Origin of the sequence: Phocaeicola plebeius, from assembly GCF_003437535.1 — a bacterium.
GTDB classification, from domain to species: Bacteria; Bacteroidota; Bacteroidia; order Bacteroidales; family Bacteroidaceae; genus Phocaeicola; species Phocaeicola plebeius_A.
In genome coordinates, this window is record NZ_QSQT01000013.1 from 1 (window position 1) to 25,707 (window position 25,707).

20 protein-coding genes and 1 tRNA gene are annotated in these 25,707 nt (G+C 45.5%); 4 read left to right on the forward strand and 17 right to left on the reverse strand.

Features of this window, described 5'->3' with window-relative positions:
• Nucleotides 1-40: 40 nt before the first annotated feature.
• The 11 genes from DXD04_RS08075 to DXD04_RS08125 form a co-directional block, all read right to left on the reverse strand.
• Entirely contained in the window at nucleotides 41-1,390 is a 1,350-nt protein-coding gene (locus DXD04_RS08075; protein WP_117672469.1) for an MATE family efflux transporter, read from the reverse strand.
• Nucleotides 1,391-1,438: 48 nt separating this feature from the next.
• The gene (locus tag DXD04_RS08080) at nucleotides 1,439-2,344 is read right to left on the reverse strand and encodes a restriction endonuclease (protein ID WP_117672470.1); all 906 of its coding nucleotides are present in this window, start codon (nucleotides 2,342-2,344) and stop codon (nucleotides 1,439-1,441) included.
• 287 nt (nucleotides 2,345-2,631) lie between these two features.
• Nucleotides 2,632-2,713 (reverse strand) — tRNA-Leu (locus DXD04_RS08085).
• 73 nt (nucleotides 2,714-2,786) lie between these two features.
• Nucleotides 2,787-3,812, reverse strand: a complete 1,026-nt coding sequence (locus tag DXD04_RS08090) for a S41 family peptidase (RefSeq protein ID WP_117672472.1) — start codon at nucleotides 3,810-3,812, stop codon at nucleotides 2,787-2,789.
• A 1-nt stretch (nucleotide 3,813) separates the two neighbouring features.
• Entirely contained in the window at nucleotides 3,814-4,662 is an 849-nt protein-coding gene (locus DXD04_RS08095; RefSeq protein WP_117672474.1) for a DUF3316 domain-containing protein, read from the reverse strand.
• 6 nt (nucleotides 4,663-4,668) lie between these two features.
• A complete protein-coding gene (locus tag DXD04_RS08100) occupies nucleotides 4,669-7,314 on the reverse strand; it encodes a DNA gyrase/topoisomerase IV subunit A (protein ID WP_117672476.1) in 2,646 nt (881 codons plus the stop codon).
• Nucleotides 7,315-7,552: 238 nt separating this feature from the next.
• Nucleotides 7,553-8,611, reverse strand: a complete 1,059-nt coding sequence (locus tag DXD04_RS08105; protein WP_181977138.1) for an ABC transporter permease — start codon at nucleotides 8,609-8,611, stop codon at nucleotides 7,553-7,555.
• Between the two features lie 15 nt (nucleotides 8,612-8,626).
• Nucleotides 8,627-9,748: an ABC transporter permease gene (locus tag DXD04_RS08110; protein ID WP_117672480.1), complete on the reverse strand. Its 1,122-nt coding sequence runs from the start codon at nucleotides 9,746-9,748 to the stop codon at nucleotides 8,627-8,629.
• Nucleotides 9,745-11,235, reverse strand: coding sequence for an ATP-binding cassette domain-containing protein (locus DXD04_RS08115; protein WP_117672482.1), 1,491 nt, complete (start codon nucleotides 11,233-11,235; stop codon nucleotides 9,745-9,747). Before DXD04_RS08115 ends, DXD04_RS08110 begins: the two co-directional genes overlap by 4 nt.
• A 14-nt stretch (nucleotides 11,236-11,249) precedes the next feature.
• Nucleotides 11,250-12,140: an HlyD family secretion protein gene (locus DXD04_RS08120; RefSeq protein WP_117672484.1), complete on the reverse strand. Its 891-nt coding sequence runs from the start codon at nucleotides 12,138-12,140 to the stop codon at nucleotides 11,250-11,252.
• Nucleotides 12,141-12,168: 28 nt separating this feature from the next.
• Complete coding sequence (locus tag DXD04_RS08125; RefSeq protein WP_181977137.1) at nucleotides 12,169-13,419, reverse strand: TolC family protein; 1,251 nt, start codon at nucleotides 13,417-13,419, stop codon at nucleotides 12,169-12,171.
• Between the two features lie 163 nt (nucleotides 13,420-13,582).
• Here DXD04_RS08125 and DXD04_RS08130 point away from each other — a divergent pair, with 163 nt between their 5' ends.
• On the forward strand, nucleotides 13,583-14,491 hold the full coding sequence (locus DXD04_RS08130; RefSeq protein ID WP_117672488.1) for a helix-turn-helix domain-containing protein: 909 nt from the start codon (nucleotides 13,583-13,585) through the stop codon (nucleotides 14,489-14,491).
• Between the two features lie 15 nt (nucleotides 14,492-14,506).
• Here DXD04_RS08130 and DXD04_RS08135 read toward each other — a convergent pair whose 3' ends face one another.
• Both DXD04_RS08135 and alaS read right to left on the reverse strand, forming a co-directional pair.
• Entirely contained in the window at nucleotides 14,507-15,871 is a 1,365-nt protein-coding gene (locus DXD04_RS08135; RefSeq protein WP_229035304.1) for an MATE family efflux transporter, read from the reverse strand.
• Between the two features lie 120 nt (nucleotides 15,872-15,991).
• Nucleotides 15,992-18,610: an alanine--tRNA ligase gene (gene alaS / locus DXD04_RS08140; protein WP_117672490.1), complete on the reverse strand. Its 2,619-nt coding sequence runs from the start codon at nucleotides 18,608-18,610 to the stop codon at nucleotides 15,992-15,994.
• Nucleotides 18,611-18,743: 133 nt separating this feature from the next.
• On the opposite strand from alaS, the gene DXD04_RS08145 reads away from it, so the two are divergent.
• Both DXD04_RS08145 and DXD04_RS08150 read left to right on the forward strand, forming a co-directional pair.
• The gene (locus DXD04_RS08145; RefSeq protein ID WP_022052635.1) at nucleotides 18,744-19,709 is read left to right on the forward strand and encodes a M23 family metallopeptidase; all 966 of its coding nucleotides are present in this window, start codon (nucleotides 18,744-18,746) and stop codon (nucleotides 19,707-19,709) included.
• Between the two features lie 15 nt (nucleotides 19,710-19,724).
• Complete coding sequence (locus DXD04_RS08150; protein WP_007563336.1) at nucleotides 19,725-20,072, forward strand: MerR family transcriptional regulator; 348 nt, start codon at nucleotides 19,725-19,727, stop codon at nucleotides 20,070-20,072.
• A gap of 210 nt (nucleotides 20,073-20,282) precedes the next feature.
• On the opposite strand, the gene nth is transcribed toward DXD04_RS08150, so the two are convergent.
• From nth to DXD04_RS08170, 4 genes are read right to left on the reverse strand one after another with little or no spacing between them, the layout of a single operon-like run.
• Nucleotides 20,283-20,930, reverse strand: a complete 648-nt coding sequence (gene nth / locus DXD04_RS08155; protein WP_117672492.1) for an endonuclease III — start codon at nucleotides 20,928-20,930, stop codon at nucleotides 20,283-20,285.
• A gap of 34 nt (nucleotides 20,931-20,964) precedes the next feature.
• Nucleotides 20,965-22,005: a magnesium/cobalt transporter CorA gene (gene corA, locus DXD04_RS08160; protein WP_117672494.1), complete on the reverse strand. Its 1,041-nt coding sequence runs from the start codon at nucleotides 22,003-22,005 to the stop codon at nucleotides 20,965-20,967.
• Between the two features lie 12 nt (nucleotides 22,006-22,017).
• Entirely contained in the window at nucleotides 22,018-22,875 is an 858-nt protein-coding gene (locus tag DXD04_RS08165) for a nitroreductase family protein (RefSeq protein WP_117672496.1), read from the reverse strand.
• A gap of 31 nt (nucleotides 22,876-22,906) precedes the next feature.
• Complete coding sequence (locus tag DXD04_RS08170) at nucleotides 22,907-23,554, reverse strand: hypothetical protein (protein ID WP_147330755.1); 648 nt, start codon at nucleotides 23,552-23,554, stop codon at nucleotides 22,907-22,909.
• A gap of 708 nt (nucleotides 23,555-24,262) precedes the next feature.
• Between DXD04_RS08170 and DXD04_RS08175 the strand changes: the two genes are divergently transcribed.
• A complete protein-coding gene (locus DXD04_RS08175; RefSeq protein WP_147330756.1) occupies nucleotides 24,263-25,624 on the forward strand; it encodes a hypothetical protein in 1,362 nt (453 codons plus the stop codon).
• The last annotated feature ends 83 nt before the right edge of the window (nucleotides 25,625-25,707 follow it).

Sequence of the window (25,707 nt, forward strand, 5' to 3'; positions counted from 1 at the left end):
CGGCAAAGATATAAATTTATCGGATTTACCCCTCAGATTATTACGTTGACCCAATTTCTTTATTCTTTCTCCAGTAATATATCCAGCCATATATATCGGCTAATGCCCATCCGATAGGGATTGACCACCAGATGCCGTGTACACCAATGGAAGGGATGGCGGCCAGTGTATAGGCTAATACTACTCGGGTTCCTAAAGAGAGAATCGTTAAAATAATGGACATTTCTGGTTTGCAGACGGCTCTGTAGAATCCGTACCATAAAAATAAATATCCAATACCGAGGTAAAAACTGCCTTCTATCCGCAAGTATTCAGTACCTATACGGATAATTTCCGTTTCTTCTGGAGAAATGAAGATTTGCATCAGTTGTGGTGCAAACAGGAAGATGGCCAGTGAGAGAAGCAGGCAGAAGAGAGTGGTTATTCCAAATGCACTTTTTATACCTTTCAGAATGCGGGCATTTTTGCCGGCTCCGTAGTTTTGTGCAGTGAAAGTAGAGAAGGCGTTCCCGAAATCTTGTACAGGCATATAGGCGAACGAATCAATCTTTACGGCAGCTGTAAAAGCGGCCATGACGGCTGTACCGAAGCTGTTGACCAGACCTTGAACCATGAGGATTCCAAAATTCATGACAGATTGCTGTACGCAAGTCAGTGAGGCGTATGAGAAGACTTGTTTCATGAGCTGCCTGCTGACCTTGAAATCCTTTCTGGAGAGTCTGGTTTCTGGAACCTTTTTCCAGCAATAGAAGCATAAGCCAATGGCCGAAACTGCTTGGGAAATGATGGTCGCAGCCGCAGCTCCTTCTATTCCGTAATGAAGTTTTACAATAAACCATATATCCAGCATAATGTTTAATACCACGGAAATGGCTAAATAAATAAGAGGAGTCAGTGAATTACCCAATGCACGTAAGAGATACGCGTAGTAATTATAAAGATAAACAAACCAGATTCCCATAAAAATGATTTTCAGGTAGTCGTAGGTCATATCCTGCAACTCCTGTGGAGTTTGCATGAGGGTGATAATATCTTGTATATAGTAGCAGGAGAAGGCGAATATAATCAGTGTGGAACTTCCTGTAATCAGCAGGGAAGCAGCTTGTGTACGTCGCAGGCTTTCGTAATCTTTTGCTCCGTAACGCATGGAGAACAATGCGCTGCATCCCATGCATAATCCGATGAAGATGGAGGTGATAAAGACCATGAGTGTGTATGAAGAACCCACAGCAGCTAAGGCTTTTGCGCCCAATGTCTTTCCGATGATGAATGTATCGGCAATATTGTATCCTTGCTGGAGCAAGTTTCCTAAAATAAGTGGATAGGCAAGGTTGAGCATGCTTTGTGTGATACTTCCTGAAGTAAGGTCCTGCGTGCGACTGGTCTGCATAATTTAAGCATACAATTTAAAAGTGTGTTTGTGTTGGCACCTAAATAGTTATTCTTCAAAATAATCCGTATCGATTTTTTTAAGTTCATATAGTACCTTAGTAGAAACTCCTAAATTATAGGTTATCATTAAATCTGCTAATTTTTTACCGTCAATTTTGGCTATTTTTACGTTAGATGGATTATATTCTAAAGCCTCACGAGTAAAAGAAGAGGTGGTTATAAAAACTCCTTTTCTTCCACTTTGACCAGCTAATGCTCCAACAAAACTTTGGAGTTCTCTTCTGCCAACATTATTGCCAATTTGCCATCTTTTTGCTTGAATGTGAATAACATCTAATCCCAATTTATCTTCGTCAATGATTCCGTCAATTCCACCGTCTCCAGTTCTTCCAGTGATTTTACCAGCTCCATATCCCATTTTTACAAGTAAATCTACAACCAGTCTTTCAAAAAATTGAGGGGATTGTTGAAGTACTTTCTCTAATATTTCTTCAGATAAATTTGATTGGAGTTGTTTATATGTCGAATCAAGGATTTCTTCAGGAGTTTGTTCTGTGAATGATGGCTGTAAGCTTTTTATATTGTTATTATCATTATTTCCTTTTGTGGAACCTTGTTTCATAAACTCAAGAAATTGATCATAACGATATAAAATATCATTATTAATAATCGTAGGATGTTCTGCTAGTAAATTAACTCCTTCTTGGGTAATTTGATACTTACCACGAGAGATAACTTTAACTAGTCCAGCTTTCTCTAGATAAAATCTTGCCCAAGATACCCTATTAGAAATAATTGTTTGTTTACCACTCGGTAATAATTCTGATTTTTCTTCTTCAGTTAGCTCTAATGTAACTGATAATTTTTCTACGCACTCTTTAGATGTGTGAACTTGATTATCGCTAAGTAACTGCAGAAGAGGCAGCATACATTCTTGATAGTTGGGTATCATTGTGTTATTTTATTGTTGTTTTAATTTAATTTCAGCTTCTAATAATAGAACTTTTCTTGTTCTTTTTTGATTATTCTATTATTAGGTGTATTGAATATTTTTATGGAAGGCTTTATTCAATGTTTTAGTACAAAATTAATTTGTTTGTTATAAATATCAAACAGATAACATCATGTTTTACCTTTCTGAAAATAGTATTTTGAGCAGGTTTTTAATAAATGAATTGTTGAAAAAAATAGAGGAATTAGCCTTAAACTTTAAATTAAATGGCTAATTCCTCTATTTTGTGCGCCTGATAGGACTCGAACCTACACGTCTCACGACACCAGATCCTAAGTCTGGCGCGGCTACCAATTACGCCACAGGCGCATGCAGAAATATGTATTTCTGTTTTGCGAGGGCAAAGATAGGAAGAATTTTCATATTCTCCAAATACTGCACCTTAATTCTTTAACTTTTTGATGGCGGTTTCGATGATAGTATCTTTTCCTTGCTGCATGTCTTCGCTGGTCATATCTACTTTTACATCCGGTTCGATACCGAATTCCAGCTGGTTCATGTCGGGGTCGAACATCGGGCTGGCAGAGAAACGGATAGACCATCCGTTGGGAATTTCTGAGCTGAAGGGGAGACCTGAGCCTCCTCCGGTGGTATCTCCCATAGTCGTTACATTGGGGAATTGACGCATGGTGTTCACAAAGTCGTTTGTGGCACTGTAAGAACGGCGATTGGTTAATACCACTGCCTTCTTCTGCCAGCGGATACTGTTGGACGGTTCCTGATATACAGGTTCAGGGTCCGAGAAATCATTATGGCCTGGACCTGTTTTATGACGGATGTAGCCGACCAGTACTTTCTCATTTGTAAACCGTGCGGCCAGTTTCTGTGCTGTAGTCAGGTTGCCTCCTCCGTTATTGCGTACATCGATAATCAGTCCGTCGCAAATCTCCAGTTTCTTCAGCATCTGGTCCAGGTTTCCGTCGCCGATACCGTCGGAGAAACTTTCACAATAGATGTAACCGATGTTATTTTCCAGAATCTGGTAGGTCAGTCCGGAGGTAATGATGTAATCCTTTTTCAGGTAGTTGCTCTGGATGCTGTCGCTGAAATTCCGTGGATAAGCATCGAACCATTCCCGGTATTGCGATGTACCCAGTGAACTGCTCAGGTTGACGTGTCCGTCTCTTAATTCATTGATCATTTCCGACAAGACTTCGAAAAGTGACTCCCAGCTCATGGAGGAAGAAATACGTTTGGCATAGCGGGCATGCACTTCATCCCAGTCCAGTCCATACGTCTCGTGCTTATAGTCCAAAAAGCAATATTGCTCATCGATGATTTTCCAGAGCGATTCAAAGTTGGCTTCCGGAGAATTGCCCTGAATGTCTTCCCGTATGCAGGAAGAGAACATGCAGCAGAACAGTGTCAGCAGAAGGCTATATAAGTAGCAATGATAAATCCGTTTCATATCAATAAGGCGTAACGTTTGAAGGCATGGAAATACGGTTCTTCCCTTTCAGCAGGTAGAAGTTTTTCACGATGCCAATCATGAAATCGTGTGAATAAGTATGGTATTTCAGGTGGTTGACTTTCGCTTGCTGGAGGTCGCAGATGTATCCTACGCGCATGGTGACTTTTCGGATAGGGAAATCAAGTGTCAGCATCTGTCGGAGCGACGGGTTGTTATGAAGCGAAGTGAACAGCACGTTCTTTCCTTTGTGTCCCAAGGAAAACATTTCGTAGTATGACTGTCCGAATTCCGGAGAGAACATGGCTCCCAACAGCGGAAGATTGGCCTGATAGCGTGCTACCAGCGGATAGTTTCCGATACGGAACTTGTAGATGGCCATTCCGGATATACCTACACTTCCGTATGCCTTTGCCTGTGCCGGGTTGTTGGAATTGCGTGTGTTGTACACGAATCCCCCGTTCAGGTCAATCATCGGGCCTACCAGCAGTTTCAGTTGTTCGTTCAGGCGAAACTGATAGTGCAGTGCATAGGTCCAGTTTACAAGTCCGGCATACATATTGGCGGTCTGGCTTGGATTATGTGTATACGATACATTGGCCTGCAACAGATTCTGGGCCGAAACGTTTCCGTTCATTAACCGGGTCATACGCATGTTTTCGCGCAGGATACGAATCTCCGGTCCTTTGTATTCCAAGGGGGAAAGGTATGTATCGAGCACGTTGCTCATTCCCGCTCCATAGAGTACGGAGCGCATTACGTAACGTGTGGCACGCAGGCTGTCTTCTTGTGCGTGAAGCGAAAAAGCAGCCCAGCATGCGCAAAGTATAAGGTAAATTCGTAGTTTCATACGGCTTTAAAAGAGTTTCATTTGTCCGTCGTCTTCCTGGCTTTCATCTTCCTCCATGCCGTCTTCTTCCTTTTCTGGCTCTTCCGGCTCCGATTCCGGCATGCGGGTTGGTTCCAGTTCCGTAATTTGGCCGACGGTATAAGTTGTCAGTCGCTTACCCTTTGCCTTGAAGCTCTTCACGCCTACAAAGTCACTTGCCTCCAGGATAAGTGCCTCGCGGAAGCTGTCGTGTCCGCCAAAGTCCACCTGGATACGCGGGTATACCTGACAGGTCAGCAGGATAAGTTGCGTATGCTTGTTGTCTCCCAGGAAATTCTGCTTTTTGGTTGTCGCTTCGAAGGTGAAGCGTTTCAGGTACGGATAATTCTGCTGGTCGGCATCATAGAGCACAGCTGTCCATACCTTGTCAGGATTGAACTTCTCGATGCAGAGAATTTCCGGATCGTAATGGTTGCTCAAATCGAAGTTGGTAGTATAGAATTCTCCGTTCTTGTGTACCACTAAGATGCTGTCCTCGCTTTGGAATTCTCCCAGGTATTGTCCTCTTCCATCGTAATTGAGTCGGAGCACATCGTGGTCGAACCACACCTTTCTGCCTCCGAGCGTAGAGCCGCCTCGCTGTTTCAAAGAAATCTTGTGTACCTCAGCTTTGGTCAGCAAGTTACCCATGGATTGTTTCCCCTTGATGTTGATGGTACTGAAATCTCTTTCAAACGTAGGCTTCTTGATGCGGGGCGTAGGACGCAGCACTACACGGATGACTTCAGCCTCTCCATTCGGATTGGCGGTGAAGTACACGATTTTAGAACCCGGAGTACCTTGCGTTACGTCGTATTCCCTGTCACGAATGATGGAAGTGACATTGAAACGTTTGATATAATAATAACCTTCCTTTCCGTCACGGTAGATGACGTTATAGATGGTACGCTTGTCGTTTTTCTTGAATACGTTGACGTACAAGATGTTCTTTCCGACGAACAATTTGTCGGACACGCGAACAATCTTGTATTTACCGTCTTTGTAGAAGATGATTACATCGTCGATGTCGGAACAGTTGCATACATATTCGTCTTTCTTCAGTCCGGTACCGATGAAACCTTCTTCACGGTTGATATACAGTTTTTCGTTGGCTTCGGCCACCTTGGTAGCTACGATAGTATCGAAGTTGCGTATTTCCGTGCGGCGCGGGAAGTTCTTACCATACTTCTCTTTCAGGCATTGATACCAATCGATGGTATATTCCGTGATGTGCGCCAGGTGATTGTCTATCTCTTCCAGTTCCGCTTTCAGGCGTGCGATGAACTCATCCGCCTTGTCTTTGTTGAACTTCAGGATACGCGCCATCTTGATTTCCATCAGGCGGAGAATGTCTTCCTTGGTCACTTCGCGTACGAACTGCGGATAGTAAGGCGTCAGGCGTTCGTCGATGTGCTCGCAAGCCGCATCCATGGAGTCAGCCCGTTCGAACTGCTTGTCTTTATAGATACCTTCCTCGATGAAGATTTTTTCCAGCGAAGCAAAGTGCAAGGTTTCCAGTGTTTCGTCCCGTTGTATCTCCAGTTCCTTGCGTAACAGTGCCAGCGTATTGTCGACCGACTTCTTCAGCACCTTGCTCACTGAAAGGAAATGAGGCTTCTTGTTGTCGATGACGCAGCAGTTGGGTGAGATGTTCACCTCGCAGTCTGTAAAGGCATACAAGGCATCCAGTGTCTTGTCGGACGATACACCAGGAGTAAGGTGTACTAAGATTTCTACCTTTCCGGCCGTGTTGTCGTCCACCTTTCTTACCTTGATTTTTCCCTTCTCGATGGCTTTCAGGATGGAGTCAATCAACGAAGACGTAGTCTTTCCGTAGGGGATTTCACTGATACAAAGTGTCTTGTTGTCAATCTTGGAGATTTTGGCACGTACGCGTACTACGCCCCCTCGCTCGCCGTCGTTGTAGCGTGACACATCAATCGAACCACCCGTCTGAAAATCCGGATAAAGCTGGAACTCTTCTCCGTGCAGGTAGGCGATGGCTGCATCGCACAGTTCATTGAAGTTATGTGGAAGAATCTTGGAGGAAAGTCCCACGGCAATACCTTCTACCCCCTGGGCCAGCAGCAGCGGGAATTTGACCGGCAGTGTGACCGGCTCTCGGTTTCTGCCGTCATAGGAAGCCTGCCATTCAGTCGTTTTCGGGTTGAACACCACATCCAGCGCAAACTTGGAAAGCCGGGCTTCGATGTAACGGGGAGCAGCTGCACTGTCGCCCGTCAGGATGTTACCCCAGTTTCCCTGGCAGTCAATGAGTAAGTCCTTTTGTCCCAATTGTACAAGGGCATCCCCGATAGAAGCATCTCCGTGAGGGTGGAACTGCATGGTGTGTCCCACAATGTTGGCCACCTTGTTGTAGCGTCCGTCGTCCAGCCGTTTCATGGAGTGGAGAATACGTCGCTGCACCGGTTTCAATCCGTCGTTGATATGGGGTACGGCACGTTCCAGGATAACGTACGAAGCATAGTCCAGAAACCAGTTCTGGTACATGCCACTCAACTGGTGCTTTACTGCCTCGTCAGTGGTCGATACCGGTTTGTAGTCAGAGTGTTCTTCTTTCTCGGGCAAGTTTGCCATTTCCTTTTCGTCCTTGTCAAAAGTATCTTCGCTCATATTAAAATGGTTCCTATGTAAAGAGATTCGGGCAAAGTTACTGAATAATTCTGTGTGGCGGAAATAATTGACTTACAATTCTTACCTATGAAAAGGGCATTTTTGAAGAAATTTCTTGGTGTAAATACCTCGACACGTACGTGACGAGATGTTGACACGAAGGTGACGAGACCTTGACACGAACGTGATGAGGGCTTCGCACGTACGTGTCGAGGTAAGATGGCAAGCACGTTTGGGCTTATTGCTGCTTGCGGTAGCTGCGTATGGCCCATGCATAGAGCAGAAGGGCAAAGGACGAAAGTACGGAAAGCTGGAAACCGATGTCACAGATGCCGCTTCCCTTCAGGTAGACCATGCGCATGATTTCCATAAAGTAGCGCAACGGATTGAAGTAGGTGATGCCTTGTGCCCACTCCGGCATGCTGCTGATGGGGGTAAACAGTCCGCTCATCAGGATGAAAATCAGCATGCAGAACCACATGACGAACATGGCCTGCTGCATGGTGGAAGAGTAATTGGATATGACCAGCCCCAGTCCCGACATGACCAGTGCGAAAATCAGGGTGGCCAGGTAAATGGTCAGTACGTTTCCTGCCGGAGTTAATCCGTACACCAGCCAGGCCAACAGCATGCACAGGTTCAGTACCACAAACCCGATGGCCCAATAAGGCAACAGTTTGGCAAGGGTGAAGGTAAAGCGGCTGACCGGACTCACGTTGATTTGTTCGATGGTACCCGCTTCCTTTTCACTTACTACGTTCAGGGCAGGCAGAAAGCCACAGAGCAGGACCAGTATCATGGTCATCAGTGCAGGAACCATGAATACTTTATAGTTCAGGTAAGGATTGAAACGGTAGCGGACAGAATCTTGCGAAGAAGACGGATTGAGTATCTGTTGCAGGTAAGCGCTGCCCAGTCCGCCCTTTGTACCGTTGACGGTATTGACTGCAATGAGTGCCGCTGGACTTTGTCCGTTGGCTTGCGCTTTCTCAAAGCCGCGTGGAATTTCCAGCAGCATGTCGGCCTGGTCTTTCTCGATGGCTTGCAGGCCTTGTGCGTAGGACGGAGGAAGTGCCGTCAGTTGAAAATAACGGGAAGCTTCGATACGGTGTACTAGCCTTTCGGAAGAAGGACTGCGGTCGTTATCGATGACGGCAATGCGCAGGTTCTCTATTTCCAGTGTGGCGGCCCAGGGCATAACCAGCATCATCATGCAGGGGAAAAGCAGGATGAGGCGGGGCAGGAAACTGTTGCGTTTCAACTGCTTGAATTCTTTTTCTATCAGGTAACGTAACATCATAGGCTTGGCGGTTTATTCCAGTCGGTTCTTAAACTTGCGGGCAGTAGCCGTAATCAGTACCACTGCCATGAGACACATCACTACCACTTCTTTCCATACATATACCAGTGGTACACCCTCAATCATCAGCCGGCGGACGGTTTCTACGTACCAGCGTGCGGGAATAAGGCAGGAGAGGACCTGCAGAATGCCTGGCATACTTTCTATCGGGAAGATAATGCCCGACAGGATAATGGTGGGTATCATCAGTACCATGGCCGACACTAACAGGGCAGCTACTTGCGTATGAGTGATGCAGGAGATAAGCAGTCCCAATGCCAGGGATACGAAAATGAACAATAGGGATACTCCCAACAGGGCAGGCAGGCTTCCGGCTATCGGTACGTCGAGCACAAAGACGGAGAGCAGCAGGATGGTCGTCAGGTTCAGCAGGGAAAGCACGAAATAGGGAACTGCCTTCGACAGAATGATGAACAGCGGGTTGACGGGAGAGACCAGCAGGACTTCCATCGTGCCTGTTTCCTTTTCGCGTACGATGGAGATGGAGGTCATCATGGCACAAATCAGCATCAGAATCAATCCCATGACTCCCGGTACAAAGTTATAGGCGCTCTTCATCTGCGGGTTATAGAGCAGTTTATTGTACACCATGACAGGCTGCTTATCCGGTTGTGAATAGGCTGGGGTGGTTGTAGCTTGCCGGATGGTTTGTAGGGCTTGTCTCAGAATTGTCTGGGCATACGTACTCCGTGTGACGGCCAGGTTCGGGTCGGTGGCATCGGCTAAAATCTGTATCTCTTCCGAATCGAAACGCAGGCGATGCAGGTCGGAGGGAAAGACTACAGCCAGTTCTATGAGGTTGCGTCGGAACAGCCGTTCGATTTCGTCGGGAGACTGGACGACATATTTCACCGTGAAATACTCGCTGGCATCCAGTTGTTCCATCACTTTCCGTACATCCGTCTGGAGGGAAGGTGTAAGGATGGCAGTCTGTACATTGCGCACTTCGGTCGAGATGGCAAAGCCGAAAAGGATAATCTGTACAATCGGCATGCCTATCAGTATCAGCATGGTACGCCGGTCGCGCAGGATATGGTGAAATTCTTTTCTGACAAAAGCGATAAACTGTTTCATGGCTGTTCTGTTTGCGTGTGAGTAAAGGCATGTTCTCCTCGTTGGGCTTCACGTGCTAATTTTTGGAAGACTTCGTCCATGTCTCGGGCATTAAAACGGTATTTCAGTCCGTCGGGAGTATCCAGTGCCCGAATATGTCCGTCCACCATCATGGAGATACGGTCGCAATATTCAGCTTCGTCCATGTAGTGCGTCGTGACAAAAATGGTAATCCCCTGGTCGGCGGCCTGATAAATCAGCTCCCAGAACTGACGGCGGGTAGCCGGGTCGACTCCTCCGGTCGGTTCGTCCAGAAAAACCAGTTCTGGACGGTGGAAGATGGCTACCGAAAAGGCCAGTCGTTGCTTCCATCCTAAAGGCAGCGAACGGACCAGGGTATGCTGCTCTTCGTAAAGCCCGATGCGCTGTAAGGTTTCTTCCGTACGCTTGCTGATTTCCTTGGCATTGACGCCATAGATACCTCCGAACAGACGAAGATTTTCGCGTACGGTCAGGTCTTCATAAAGTGAAAATTTCTGGCTCATGTAGCCGATTCGTTTTTTGATTTCCTCACTTTGTGTCCGTACGTCAAACCCCATCACTTCCGCCTTTCCTTCGGAGGGGAGACTGAGCCCGCACAAGATGCGCATGGCGGTAGTCTTTCCGGCCCCGTTGGCCCCTAGGAAGCCGAAGATTTCTCCCCGTTGTACAGAAAATGAAATGTGGTCGACAGCCGTGAACGAGCCGAACCGTTTGACGAGGTTGTCCACCTGGATAATGGGCGGAGTATGTTTATCGACGGCTTTTCGTTGCAGGCCGGGAGGGCATAGAATCTCGCTGAACTGCTTCAGTATGGCTTCCGGACGGTCGATGCCTTTAATTTCTCCCTCGTAAAGAAACGCCACCCGGTCGCATCGCAAGGCTTCGTCCATGAAAGGAGTGGATACGACAAGGGTAATGCCTTCCTGCCGGAGGTAGGCTAACATCTCCCAGAACTCCCGGCGTGAAACGGGGTCTACGCCGGTGGTCGGTTCGTCCAGAAAGAGGACTTTCGGAGCGTGAACCAGTGCACAACACAAAGCCAGCTTCTGCTTCATTCCTCCCGACAATGCACCTGCCCGACGCTGCTTGAAGGGGGCAATCTGTTCATAAATGACGCGTATCCGTTCGTAGTTTTCTTCAACGGTCGTATGAAATACGGTGGCAAAGAAACGCAGGTTTTCTTCTACCGTGAGGTCCTGATACAGAGAGAAGCGCCCCGGCATGTAACCTACGCTCTGCCGTATCGTACGGAAGTCGACCCGTACATCCGCATCCAGTACCCGGGCACTTCCCTGGTCCGGTAGCAGCAAGGTGGTTAGGATGCGGAACAGGGTACTTTTCCCTGCTCCGTCCGGACCGATGAGGCCGAACAGTTCTCCTTGCTTTACGCTGAAGGATACATCGCGCAGGGCTTGTACCTTTCCGTAGCTTTTGCTTACATGACTGACTTCTATGAGGTTTTTCATGTCACTCTCGGTTTTCAGAATTTGACTTTCCCGTACATGCCTAGTTTGATGTGTCCGTCGTTTTCGACGGCTATTTTGACGGCATATACCTGGTTGGCCCGTTCATCGTTGGTCAGGATGGTTTTGGGCGTAAATTCCGCTTCCTCGGAAATCCAGACTATCTTGCCGGGATAATTCCTGAGTTGCGCATTGCCGAAATCGGCAAAAACGGTGACTTCGTTACCTAATTTCACCAACTCCAACTGTGAAGAGGTGAGGTATGCCCGCAGGAAGATGTGCTCCATATCGGCTATCTTGAACAGCGATTTTCCTACTGTAGCCAGTTCACTGGGTTCGGCATACTTTGCTAAGATGGTTCCGTTGATGGGAACGGTGATATGGCATTTTTTTAATTGGTCTTCCACTTGTGCCACCTGGATGGCGACAGATGAACTTTGTTCCGTCAGGCTGGCAGTGGTATTGCCCAACGAAGAAAGTTGCGCTTCCAGTTGCCGGTTGAGTACCGCCAACTGTGAATCCCAGTCATCCAGTTGTTTGCGGTTGGCAGCCTGTGCTTTAAGCAGATTCTCCACCCGGTCGCGTTCCCGCTGTGCTGTAGCAATTTGTGCTTTTGTGGCAGCTATTTGCCGGTGGATGTCGGGGCGCTGGCTCTCCACCGATTTCATCTGTGCCTCCAGTTGTCGTTTCTTCAAATAAAGCTGCACCGTATCAATCAGTCCTACTTCGGTTCCTTGCGTAAAGTGCATACCTTCTTCCGCATTCAGGTAAAAAAGTTTCCCGGTAGCTTCGGAAGATACCACGATTTCTGTTGCTTCGAAGGTGCCGGTAGCATCAAATTCGTCTTTGGAACCGCAGGCAGTCAGGCATATCAGTAGCAGAGCTTGAAATACATATCTTTTTTTCATACGCTTGAGTATTTTAGGGTGAAACGGGTTAGTTGGTCAGGTGTTTTCTTTGGTGTAGATGCATGAGCAATTGCACTTCATGTACGGCTTTGGCTTGACGTGCCAGATTCTCGGCTGTAATTTCTTTCAGCATGTCACTGACGCTCATCGTGCCGTTGGCTACTTTGGCTTGGGCAGACCGTCGGATGTTTTCCCGTAATCGGATAATCTCCTCGTCTTCTTTCATTTGCTGGCGAAGACTTTGGATGGTGCCGTCTTCTTCTGCCAGTTGTAAGTGTGTGTTGAATAAGAATAAGTCGCGTTCGTTTCTAATTTGCTGGATGCGGTTGTCTAGGTTTTTCCGGTCGTTCTTCAGGGTGTACAGGCTTCCGAAATTCCAGGTAAACCGTGCCCCGACTAAGTAGTAGGTTCTGAACTTGTCTTTCAATATATCCAGTCCCGGATTGCCGTAGGCTCCTTGTGCAAAAAGACTAAAAGCAGGAAGGTAACCCGTCTGTAACCCCTTTCGTTGTACAGCGACAGTCTGTTCTTGTGCCTCATACCACCGGAGTTCAGGACGGTTGAATTCAGATGCATTCGTTGCCACAGGATCTGGACGTACTAACAGGGTTTGTGCCGGAAGTTCCTTTCCTGTAAGTAAGGACAGCATGCGCAGATAGGCCATACGGTTGTTTTCTAACTGGATACGCTGCTGCTTGGTTTGAAGAATCTCTACCTTTACCGCGTCTACGTCTGCATCATTGGCTGTGCCGTTTATCCGGTAAGCCTCTACCGTTTTCTGGTTGCGTGCGAGTTCTTCTTCCAGTAATACATTTTGTGCCAGCTGCTCGTCCAGTAACAGGATACCGAAGAACACCTGATTCACCCTTTCTTCCAGTGTATACAGGCTCGTATCAAGCTGTCGCTCGTGTTCTTCGGCTTCGGCTTTGATCTGAGCTTTCTGGTTGCGGATTTTCCCTCCGTCCCATATATTCTGTTTGATTTCAATCAATGCCTGATACTGGTCTTTGGGTAGTCCTTTCATACCCAATCCCGGAATCTCGAAAGGGAAGGTAGTGGCTTCACTTTGATAAGATATTTTTCCACTTATGCTGATTTGGGGCAGATTGCCTTTCGCTACATTTGAGAGCGTATATTGTTCGGACAGTTGGATCAAGTCGTATTGTCGTACCAGCGGATAGTTTTCACGGGCCTGCTGCTTGCAACTTTCCAAGGTGATTTGTGCCTGACTTATCGCATTCAGGCTCCATGCACACAAAAGGAGAAATATTCGTATCATAGGCATTGGGTCTTTATTAAAAGGTTGTATGACAAAGATAGAGGGTTTTGTGTAATCTTTCGGTCCTATATGTGTGACGGAATGTTCTTTTTGTTCGATAAATGTTTGTTTATGTCGTAAAAAAGGCCTGAAATATTATCTTTGTAGGAAAACAGGGTATCAAATGAAATCGAATCATCTGTTGTTGCTGGCATTGAAGAAAGTGCGTGAACATGTGGGGGAAGGGACGAACACTTTCCGCTTTCTTACTTCCGAATTGGGATTGCTTCGTTCCATTCAGGGAATAGCCGACGTAATTCATTTTATCCCGATGGAAGGGCAGCCCTATCGGTTGACCGAGGGGCGAGTGGTGTTTTTTCGTGCGGGGACGCTTCGGCTGCGTATCAATCTTTGTGAAGTAGAATTTAAGGCCGGTGATTTGCTGGCGGTGTCTCCCGGCACGGTGTTTGAGTTTCTTTATGTATCTCCCGATTTAGATTTGGCTATGCTGGCCTTTTCAAACAGTTTGATGGAGAATTGGCAGAAAGAGGATTTGTTGCAGACCTATTTGCAGGGTCGATTGTTTTTGCATCTGTCTTTAACTGCGAAGGAAGTGCAGCGCATGGAGCAGTTGTTTGCCTTACTGTGGGAAGTCGTACACGATCGGCCTTTTCCGAGAGCTTCCGTGCAGAGTCTGATTTCTCTGTGCTTTCATCAACTGGATTTTGTCAGGAAAAGCAGTCAATCTACTGAAAGGCAGCAACACACGCGGCAGGAGGAAGTTTTCAATCGTTTCTTAGAGTTGGTCAATAAATATGCGGCTCGTGAGCGGAGCATTACGTTTTATGCCGACCGGCTTTTTCTGACACCGCGTTATTTGAGTACACTGGTTCGTCAGGCCAGCGGACGCACGGTGATGGATTGGGTAAATGAGGCGGTAATGCAGGAGGCCAAGCTGATGTTGCGCCACACGGATAAGCTGGTGTATCAGATTGCCGATGAATTGAACTTTCCCAATGCGTCATTTTTCAGCAAGTATTTTCGGCGAATGGCTGGAATGACTCCTAATGATTATCGAAGAAAAGACGAATAAGGAGTTTCGTGTTTATCAGGCATTTTCTTCTTTCATGGGAGTTCTGTCTATGCGCAGTGACTTCAATACTGGAATAGTAAGAGGAAGCGCTAACAGGAAAGAACATAAATCGGCTGCGGCCTGACACATTTCCACACCCTGTAACTGCAGAAAGTACGGCAGAATCAGTATCAAAGGGATGAAGAACAAACCTTGGCGGGAGGAGGAAAGAATGACGGCCCGGCGAGGCTGGCGGATAGTTTGTAGCAACATGTTACATAGTATCACCCAGGCTCCTAATGGGAGTGTAATGAGCTGCCAGCGCAAGGCTTCGGCTCCTACGGCGATAACTTGCGGGTCTTCTTTTCGGAACCAGGAGACTACTTCCGGGGCATAAATGTAGCCGATGAGGGAGCAGATGGCTAAGAAGATAACGCCTACTTTCACACAGTACCAGAATCCCTGTCGGACACGGCGGTTTAATCCTGCTCCGTAGTTGAATCCGCATACCGGCTGAAATCCCTGTCCGAAACCGATGACAAAGGAATTGATGAACATACAGATGCGGGTTACAATGGACATTCCGGCAATGGCAGCATCTCCAAAGTTTCCGGCTGCTACATTCAATAGGATAGTCGAGACACTGGCCAGTCCCTGACGGCAGAGAGAAGGACTTCCTCCGTATACGATTTCTTTCAGATAGGCTGGAGTGGGAGTAAAATGCCGGTAATGAATGCGGATGTTTTCTCCTTTTCGGTCCATGAAAAGCAGGATGGTGAAGCTGCATACCTGACTGATGAAGGTCGACCAGGCGGCTCCTGCAATTCCCATGTCAAATACGAATATCAATAGCGGATCAAGTCCGATGTTGAGTACGGCCCCCACAATGATACCAATCATGGCATAAACGGCGTTCCCTTGGAATCGCATCTGGTTATTGAGCACCAGAGAGGAGGCCATAAAAGGGGCTCCCAACAGGATAATTCCTAAATAGGTCTTGGCGTATGGAAGAATGGTGGGGGTAGAACCCAATGCCCGGCAGATAGGGTCCAGGAAAAGCAGACCGACAAGCGCGATGGCACAACCGATGAGGAATGCACTAAAGAAGCCCGTAGCCGCCATCTTTTCCGCACTGCGGTAGTCGCGTGCACCTAATCTTCTGGAAATAAAATTGCCCGAACCGTGTCCGCAGAAAAAACCGAATGCTTGAATGATGGCCATGATGGAAAAAGAAATACCTACAGCCGCAGTAGACTGGGTATTGATTTTTCCGACAAAATAGGTGTCGGCCATGACATAGAAAGAAGTGACCAGCATACTGATGATGGTCGGAACGGCCAGTCCTCGGATAAGGCGAGGTACCGGTGCCGTGGTCATAAGCGTATATTTATCTTGGGGCATAGGTTGTCTGCTTGTAGAATGTGGGCAAAAGTACGAAAAAAATCCCCCTTATTTTCCTAAAAATGGGCAAATAAGGGGGATGAAATGTAAAAAATAAGTACTGATATAGTCTGCTGAAAATTAGAATCCAGCCAGTTCAACCACTTTGTCAACTGCGGCATTCAATCCGTCAGGGTTCTTACCACCGGCAGTAGCGAAATGAGGCTGACCACCGCCACCGCCCTGAATCAGCTTAGCAGCTTCACGTACCAGCTGACCAGCATTCAGTCCAGCTTTCACCTGGTCTTCGCTCATGGTTACAGTCAGCAACGGTTTGTTTTCGAATACACTACCGATAACTACAAACAGATTTTCTGTGAACTGTCCCTTCAACTGGAAAGCAATGTTCTTCACTGCATCTGCCGGCATCGGAAGTACAGCTTTGATAACTTTCACGCCATTGATTTCTTTAGCACCTTCAATCAGCTTGTTCTTAACAGCGGCTTCTTTTTCCTTCATGAATTCTTCCATCTGTTTCTTCAAGCCGGCGTTTTCTTCGATGTACTTGGAGATAGCAGCCTTCAGGTCGGGTGCATTGTTGAATAATGCTTTCAAGTCGTTGATGGTATCTTGTACGGTATCGAACATTTCTTCTACTTTCGCACCGGTAACTGCTTCAATACGGCGTACACCTGCAGCTACAGAGCTTTCAGAAATGATTTTTACCATACCGATTTTTCCGGTAGCCGATACATGTGTACCTCCACAGAATTCGATAGATGAACCGAACTGTACGACACGCACTTCGTCACCGTATTTTTCGCCGAACAGGGCGATAGCACCCAGTTCCTTAGCCTTTTCAATCGGCAGGTTGCGGTATTCAGTCAAAGGTACGTTTTCACGAATCTTGGCATTTACCAGGTGTTCTACTTCACGAATCTGTTCCGGAGTCACTTTTTGGAAGTGAGAGAAGTCGAAACGCAGTGAATCAGGGGTTACCAAAGAACCCTTCTGTTCCACATGAGTACCTAATACCTGACGCAAAGCTTCGTCCAGCAAGTGCGTACAAGAGTGGTTGGCAGCACAAGCAGCACGCTTGTCTGTATCTACACATGCCATCATCGGCGCTTCCAGGTGTTCCGGAAGTTTTTTGGCAATGTGAATCGGAAGGTTGTTTTCCTTCTTTGTATCAATGATGTCGATAGTTTCAAATTCGCTTACCAATACGCCGGTATCACCTACCTGACCACCACTTTCTGCATAGAACGGAGTCTCGCTCAATACAATCTGGTAGAGAGTCTGGTTCTTTTGTTTGATCTGGCGGTAGCGCAGGATGCTGGTTTCATATTCTGTATAATCGTAACCAACGAAAGTTGTTTCACCTTCTTTCAGTGTAACCCAGTCGCCGGTTTCTACTGCAGCGGCATTGCGGGCACGTTCTTTCTGTTTCTGCATTTCAGCTTCGAAGCCTTTCACGTCGGCAGTCAAACCGTTTTCACGCAAAATCAGTTCAGTCAAGTCGAATGGGAATCCGAATGTATCATACAATGTAAATGCATCCACTCCACTGATTTCTGTCTTGCCGGCAGCTTTGGTTTCGTTCATGGTCTTTTCGAGCAGACGGATACCTGTTTCCAGTGTACGGAGGAATGATTCTTCTTCTTCCTTCATCACTTTTTCAATCAAAGCCTGCTGAGCTTTCAGTTCAGGGTAAGCACCACCCATGTTTTCAATCAGCACCGGAACCAGCTTGTACATGAATGCCTGTTTCTGTCCGAGGAATGTATAAGCGTAACGAACAGCACGACGCAGGATACGGCGGATGACATAACCAGCCTTTGCATTTGAAGGCAACTGACCGTCAGTGATAGAGAAAGCGATGGTACGGATGTGGTCAGCAACTACACGCATAGCCACGTCTGTCTTTTCATCGTCTCCGTATTTCTTACCGGACAAATCACCAATCACTTTGATGATAGGCTGGAATACGTCAGTATCATAGTTGGATGTTTTTCCTTGCAGTGTACGTACCAGACGTTCAAATCCCATACCGGTATCAATTACTTTCGCAGGAAGCGGTTCCAGAGTTCCGTCTGCCTTGCGGTTGTATTGCATGAACACCAGGTTCCAGATTTCGATAACCTGCGGATGATCCTTGTTTACCAGTTCGCGTCCCGGAATAGCTGCTTTTTCTTCTGCAGAACGAGAGTCGATGTGGATTTCAGAGCACGGACCACAAGGACCTGTATCGCCCATTTCCCAGAAATTGTCATGCTTGTTTCCGTTGATGATGTGGTCTTCAGGGAAGAACTGTCCCCAGTAGCCGGCAGCTTCATCGTCACGGGCAAGACCTTCTTCAGGACTTCCTTCAAATACGGTGACATACAAGTCTTTCGGGTCCAGTTTCAATACTTCTACCAAGTATTCGTATGCCCAGCCAATCACTTCTTTCTTGAAGTAGTCGCCGAATGACCAGTTACCCAACATTTCGAACATGGTGTGGTGATAGGTATCGTGGCCTACTTCTTCCAAGTCATTATGTTTTCCGCTCACACGAAGACATTTCTGTGAGTCGGTTACGCGTTTGTATTTAGCAGGGTGGTTTCCAAGTATGATATCCTTGAACTGGTTCATACCGGCATTAGTGAACATCAGGGTAGGGTCATCTTTGATAACCATTGGTGCAGAAGGCACAATCTGATGTCCTTTTGACTCAAAGAATTTGACGAATGAGTCGCGGATTTCATTTGCTGTCAACATAATCGTTATATTGTCTTGTAGTTAATATTCTCAAAATTGATTTGCAAAGATAATTGGTTTTATTATTTTTGTCTGTATGTTTGGTGCAAAAACTTGATGTTTTGTTGCTTAAAAATTTCCAAAATCGAACCACATGCGTAAAGTCTATTATATCTACAATCCGAAAACTCGTACTTACGACCGTATTTATCCCACCGTACGCCAGCGGGCTTTGAGTTACCTGCGTCAACTCTTTGTCGGTATGGGACTGGGGGCAGGCAGTTTTATCCTGCTGTTGTGGATTTTCGGTTCTCCTTCGGAAAAAGACCTTCGTACGGAAAACTCCCGACTTTTGTCACAATATGCCATTCTTTCCTCTCGTCTGGATGAGGCGGAAGGAGTGATGCAACGTCTGCAGCAACGTGACGACAACATCTACCGCGTAATGATGCAGGCCGACCCGTTACCGGATGAGCAGCGTTCGGCTACTGCAAATAATGCACGTTATAATGAACTGATGGACATGGCCAACAGCCGTCTGGTTATCCATACACTACAGAAAATGGATGATTTGGAGAAGAAGATTTATGCCCAGTCCAAATCTTTCGACGAAGTGGTGGGGCTCTGTAAACAGCATGACAAGATGCTGGCCTGCATTCCCGCCATCCAGCCGGTTTCAAACAAGAATCTGAAACAGACTGCCTCGGGGTACGGCATGCGTGTTGACCCGATATATAAAACCGTGAAGTTTCATGCAGGGATGGACTTCTCTGCCAATATCGGTACGCCGGTATATGCTACAGGAAACGGTAGGGTAAAGCAAGCCGGATGGGATGGACTGTATGGGAATTGTATCATCATTGACCATGGGTTTGGTTATGTGACCCGTTACGCTCATTTGAATAAGATTGAAGTGAAAGTGGGTCAGAATGTGGCACGTGGAGAAGTGATTGGTCAGGTAGGCTCTACCGGAAAGAGTACTGGTCCGCATTTACATTATGAAGTGCGTGTAAAGGGAAAGATTGTCAATCCGGTGAACTATTATTTCATGGACTTGAATGCTGATGATTACGAAAAGATGATTGAATTGGCTGCCAACCACGGTCGTGTATTTGATTAAAAAGAATTGCTTGTTATGGCTTTGAAAACAGATAAAGAATTGAAACTCTATTATTCCATCAGCGAAGTGGCAAAAATGTTTGATGTGAATGAATCATTGCTGCGCTATTGGGAAAAAGAGTTTCCGATGATTTCTCCTAAGAAAACAGGGGGGAATGTGCGTCAGTACCGAAAAGAAGACATAGAGAACATTCGTCTGGTATATCATCTGGTGAAAGAAAAAGGGATGACGCTGGCCGGTGCCAAGCAACGGTTACGGCAGAACAGGGAAGGAACCATGCAAACGGCTAATGTGGTGGAACGCTTGAAGCGTATTCGCGAGGAGCTGGTGAGCATGCGGAATGAGCTGGATTACTTGACGTGAGTCTTTAATATTATAGTATGAAAAAGAGGCTGTCTCAAAATAGAAAAATTGGACAGATATACTTATAATTTATAAGTTATAGTATAAAAATCTCCTGCTTTTAGCCATATCATTAGAGTAAACTAAGGCTGAAACAGGAGATTTTTTATTTCTAAGTTTCAATCTGTAATATTTTTACTTTTGCAATTCTATTTTGAGACAGCCTCTTCTTTATTTTTGAAAACTTTTCAAAGACTCTTTACAAATTCCGTTCAGTCCACAACTCTCACATTTAGGAGCACGTGCCGTACAAACGTAACGTCCGTGGAGAATCAGCCAGTGGTGTGCGGTCGGGATAAGTGCTTCAGGGATGTATTTTACCAGTTGTTTTTCAGTAGCCAGCGGAGTGGTACACGTGCGGGGAACCAGTCCGATGCGATGACTTACGCGGAACACGTGTGTATCGACTGCCATGGCAGCCTTATTGAATACCACGCTCTGGATGACATTCGCCGTTTTGCGTCCTACACCGGGTAATTTAATCAGCTCCTCCAGCGTGTCGGGCACGGTACTTTGGAAATCGCGTACCAGCATCTGCGCCATTCCTACCAGATGCTTGGCTTTGTTGTTGGGATAGCTCACGCTGCGGATGTATTCGAACACTACTTCCGGAGTGGTGGCAGCCAAAGCTTCGGGAGTAGGAAAATCCCTGAATAGGGGAGGAGTAATCATGTTGACCCGCTTGTCGGTACATTGTGCGCTGAGGATGACAGCTATCAGCAGTTCAAACGGGTTGCTATAGTGCAGTTCCGTTTCGGCTACGGGCATGGCCGTCTGAAAATATTCAATGACTTTCTGATAAAGTTCTTTTTTTCGCATGTTGTGTAGAATAATTTAGGTGAATAGTTTGTGATTAATACCATTTCTTACGTTTGAAAAACAGGTATACTCCGATGCCGGTAACCAGCATCAGTCCCCAAGCCATCAGGTAACCGTATTTCCATCCCAATTCGGGCATCCATTCGAAATTCATTCCCCAGATACCTGCCAGGAATGTCAGCGGAATGAAGATAGTCGATACGATGGTGAGCTGCTTCATGATGTTGTTCATCCGCTGGTCATTGTTCGACAAGTAAAGGTCTACCAGGGCCGAAATCATGTCGCGGCAGCCGTCGAGAGTCTGTAGTACGAATTGCAGATGGTCGTTTACGTCGTTAAAGAACGGACGGTTGGCTTTATGAAGTAGTACGTTGTCGGCATGAAACAACTTGCTCATCTGCTCTTTAAGCGGAAGGATACATTTCTTGATGAGGCGGGCGTCCTTTCGATAGGGTTGTATATCCTCTAATGTCAGTCCGCTTCTGGTTTCCGGTGACAGCAATGATTCCTCCATGTCTTCCAGTTGGTCTTCCATTCGGGATATGATAGACATAAAGCTGGCCATGACACTGTTTAGCATGACGCTCAGCAGAAAATCTGACTGGCGGTTCCGGATTTTCAGGGTATTGTTTTTCAGTGCCGTGTGAATCTCATTGAAGAAATCGCTGTCGTGTTCCATGAAGGTAAGTACGAAATTACTTCCCTGCACAATGCAAAGCTGTTGGGGAGTGTACGTGTTTTCTTCGTCTACCGACAACTGTTTCAGAATGACCACATTGTAGGTGTCATGCTCTTCAATTTTTGTCAGATGCTCCGCATTGAGAATATCTTGTGTGGTAAGAAAATCGATGTGGAAAAAATCGCAGACTTCCTGCACGATTTCTGTATTCTGCAATCCGTGAATCTGTACCCAGTTGATGGCATCCGGCCGGATGAAAGGAGAAAACTCTTTGATGGAAGCTCCCTGATGGTATTCCAGAATTTCTGTGTTGTATGTACAGAAATGCAGGTGAGTCGGCGTATGGCTGGCTCCCGTATAATTCAGCTTTTCGCTTAGCAGGTTGTTTCTTGTCATGGCACTTTCGGTTTAATCAATACGTTTCAATACCACCTCTTTTTTGTCGATGTATTTATCGAAGCGGAAAGACGGCATGCCTAATGCAATACCGGCATGAACGGTTCCTTCAATACCTAATAGCTTTTGCAACTTTCTTTTCCGGTCCATTCCTGCTGCACTGCATACGAATCCGGTGTAGAACTGTGAGACCCCTGCTGCTTCTGCCATGAGTGAAGCATTCTGGTAGGCAAGGTTGCAGTCCTGACATCCGAAACGTTCTTTTTTGTCGGTATAGAAAAAGATGGCAGCTGTGGCCCCTCTTAAAATACCGTCGTTACCTCGTTCAAATTCCTCATGCAGTCTTTTGAACACCGGCACGTAGCGATAGCCCGAAGGCATAAGCGGCTTCAGTATCAATTTCAACAACGGATTTTCCACCAGATTTACTATCGACATAAAAGTGCCGATGGTGATACGGCTGACCTCCTTCAAGGTTTCCGGACGGGTGACCAATACCATTTTGACTTCTTGTGCATTGGTTGCCGTCGGGGCCCGATGGGCAGCCTCTATGATGCGCTGTAGCAACTCTTCCGAGACTTTTTCTTTGGAGAACGCACGGTTCGAGCGGCGGGAACGGATGAGCAGTTCCATTTGGTCGGCAGTGGGAAGTTGGCTGCGGTCGATGGTATGAACCTTCTCGGGTGGAAAATCAGCATGCTCAATGGAGTTGGTCGGGCAAACGGCCACGCAGTGTCCGCAACTGATGCAGTCGTCGGCATTCACTTCAATACCTTTATCTTCCTGAAGGGTAAACAGAGCGGAGGGGCATATTCTGACGCATTTCTTACAGCGTATGCATGTATTCTGATTGATATGTATTTGAGCCATGATATGGAATGAAATTAATTAAACATTATATTTACTTAAAATACATTCTTCCGTTTTCCATCGTTAATGTTTTTAAAATTGGCTGATTGACGGGGGTAGAAGAATTGACATATTCGAGAGTGTTTTTTCGTAAAATAAAATCAATCTTATTACCTTGTTTTTTGATTTCATTGATGTAACAACGCTTGTTGAACACCAACGTTGTTTTACCTGATTTTAAAACAATCATACTGATATATGGAGGCAAACTTTGAATGTAGATTCCTACAAAAATCAAGACTTTCGTATTTTTATCCAGGTCAATACTATAATAGAATTTGGTCTTGGTTATTCCTCCATCCGGCTCTTCGTTTATATACTTCCATCCTTCGTCATTATTTAATTTAAAAACCTCTTTCCCTTGGTGTAAAACTTGAATTACATGTATATCTCCTGGATCATTCCCCCAATTTCGATATTTGAGACAGTTTATTGTATAGGAATCACCATTCTGTAAAGATTCATTTGTAGTTTGTTTTAAAATATAAGGTGTTATATTAGTATAAACATCATTCTGGAATTGGTCTATGAATTTGCTTTTGGTCACAATTTCTCCTGCTGTTGTTTCAAAAATAAATTCTTGCGCTTTTGTCGTTTGAGCCAAAAACATCATCAATAAAATAGTTACAATTGTTCTCATGTTTATTTTATATTTATAGAATTCAACATTGGTTTATTTTATCATCTCCATCACAAGGAGTATGAAATATTGTATATAATACTTCTGTTCTTTGTCTTATTTACTGGAGCGAGATGCTTTTGCAGACATATTTTTTTCAAAGATTTCTTTGGTTTCGTTTACAGGAAGCTCTTTACCTCTCCTTTAATAATATCTTCATTTCTTGAATATAGTGTAAAGATAATTTATATTTTCCATATTCTTATGATGCAAAGTTGATTTTGTGTGTCAACGAATCCTTTTCTTTTCATTGTTTTTTGAAAATCATATTCCTGTTTTCTGTGTCTGATTCTAATTTTTGTAACGCTTTCATTCTTTAGTTTTTCATTTTGTGAATTGGCCTTGTGAAGTTTTTCAGATATTGTTATTCTTTTTATGTTTCCTTGACGTAAAACTTACGGTTCCCGGTGCGGAAATGTAGGTTTTGCGTAAGGAGAACGTAGGTTTTTGCACCGAGAGACATAAACTTTGAGGAAGGATTTGTTTTTGTTTCCTTCATGTTTTAGAAAAACAATTGCCTATGTAAAAAAGGTAAATCTATTTGGTTGTCTATAAATTGTTTTATATATTTGTTTCGTTAACTATTGCTTTGATTTTGTGGATGTTCTGATTGTAAAGAATCCTTAGATCGGAAGTCTGCCGTTCGTATCTATATTAAAATTTTATCGTATGAATAGAGTCCTCAAAATTTGCTGTCTTTTGTATGTATGTGTACTGTCTTTCAGTACTGGGGTGGCTCAGGTGGTAGATACTGCAAGATGGGATTTGAATCGTATCTCGTCTTGGATGTTGACGCAGATTCAGTATCCGGAAGATGCTTATAAATATCATACGGCGGGAATAGAGCAATTGTGTCTTAGCGTGGCATGGGATGGAAGAGTGTTTGTTTCCAGCCGTTTCAGTACGTTGAATCCGGCATTTGAAAGGGAGATTGAAAGGGTCGTTAGGAGGGCTCCACGGTGTAATACTCCGTTGTTGGATATAGAAGACGCCAATAAATACATGTGGATTGACTTTTATGAATTTCTTCCGGAGGAAAAGCGTCGGGAGGTGGAACGGATTTCTTTATATATGCCACCTCGTTTTGCTTCAGAAGGGCAGGTGTTGCGTCCTTTTAATGGAAGGGAGAATTTTATGGAATGGATATGTGCTCGGATGTCTGCATCGGGAGTTGTGACGGAAGATACGCTTTCCATTGAGTATACGGTGAATGAAAAAGGATGTGTGTGTGATGTGGAAGTCGCAGGCGGAGATGCTGTAATGGTTGGTAAGGTAAAGCAAATTATGGAAGAATCTCCTCGTTGGAGACCCGCCAAAACGGTAGATAAGCGTGATATTGCAGTTACATGGCATGATTGTCTGATTGCAAGGAGTAGAGGAGCGAAAGGAGAGAAAAGTGTTTATATACCCTATTTGAAGGATGTGTATGCCAACACTCATACCTCTCCGTCTGATGTTGAAAAGGTAATTTTAAATCCGGAGATACCACCTGTTTATCAGGGGGAGAGATCTTTCCTGGGAGATTTAGCCACTCCTTTCAAGGATTTGTTGCAGCAGAAGAAAATCAATGAGGATTATAGTGTGGCAGGTTCGTTTGTGATAGAAAAGAACGGAAAGGCAAGCAATATTCATTTTGATTCGTTGCCTGATTTCGAAGGTCTCAATGCGGACAGTATTTTGAGAACCTCTATCGGTTGTATGGATTGGGTTGCCGCACATCAGGGAGGGAGCCCGGTACGCACGAAATATTCTTTTGCTTTTGTGGGACACAAGAAGTCTGTTCGTGTGCTAGTGGAGCCGGATTATAAAGTCTATGGTAAACATTTTATTCATCTTCAGGCTAATCCGGCTAAAATGCCGTATGGTTATATATTAAATAATGGGGATATATATGCTTATCCGTTTACAACATCTGGTATGTTTGATTATCGGAGCTATTATAAAGGCTTGTTTTATTATCATCAGATGCAAGGGAAGGGAAATCTGTCGGATAAGTATCTGCAACAGGTTTATCGCAGGTATGTAAGATAATTAGATTAGAAAGATGCTTAGTCCCGAAAATTCTTTGTATCTTTGCGCCCGATTAAAAAGAGAACATTTACATGCGATGCCGT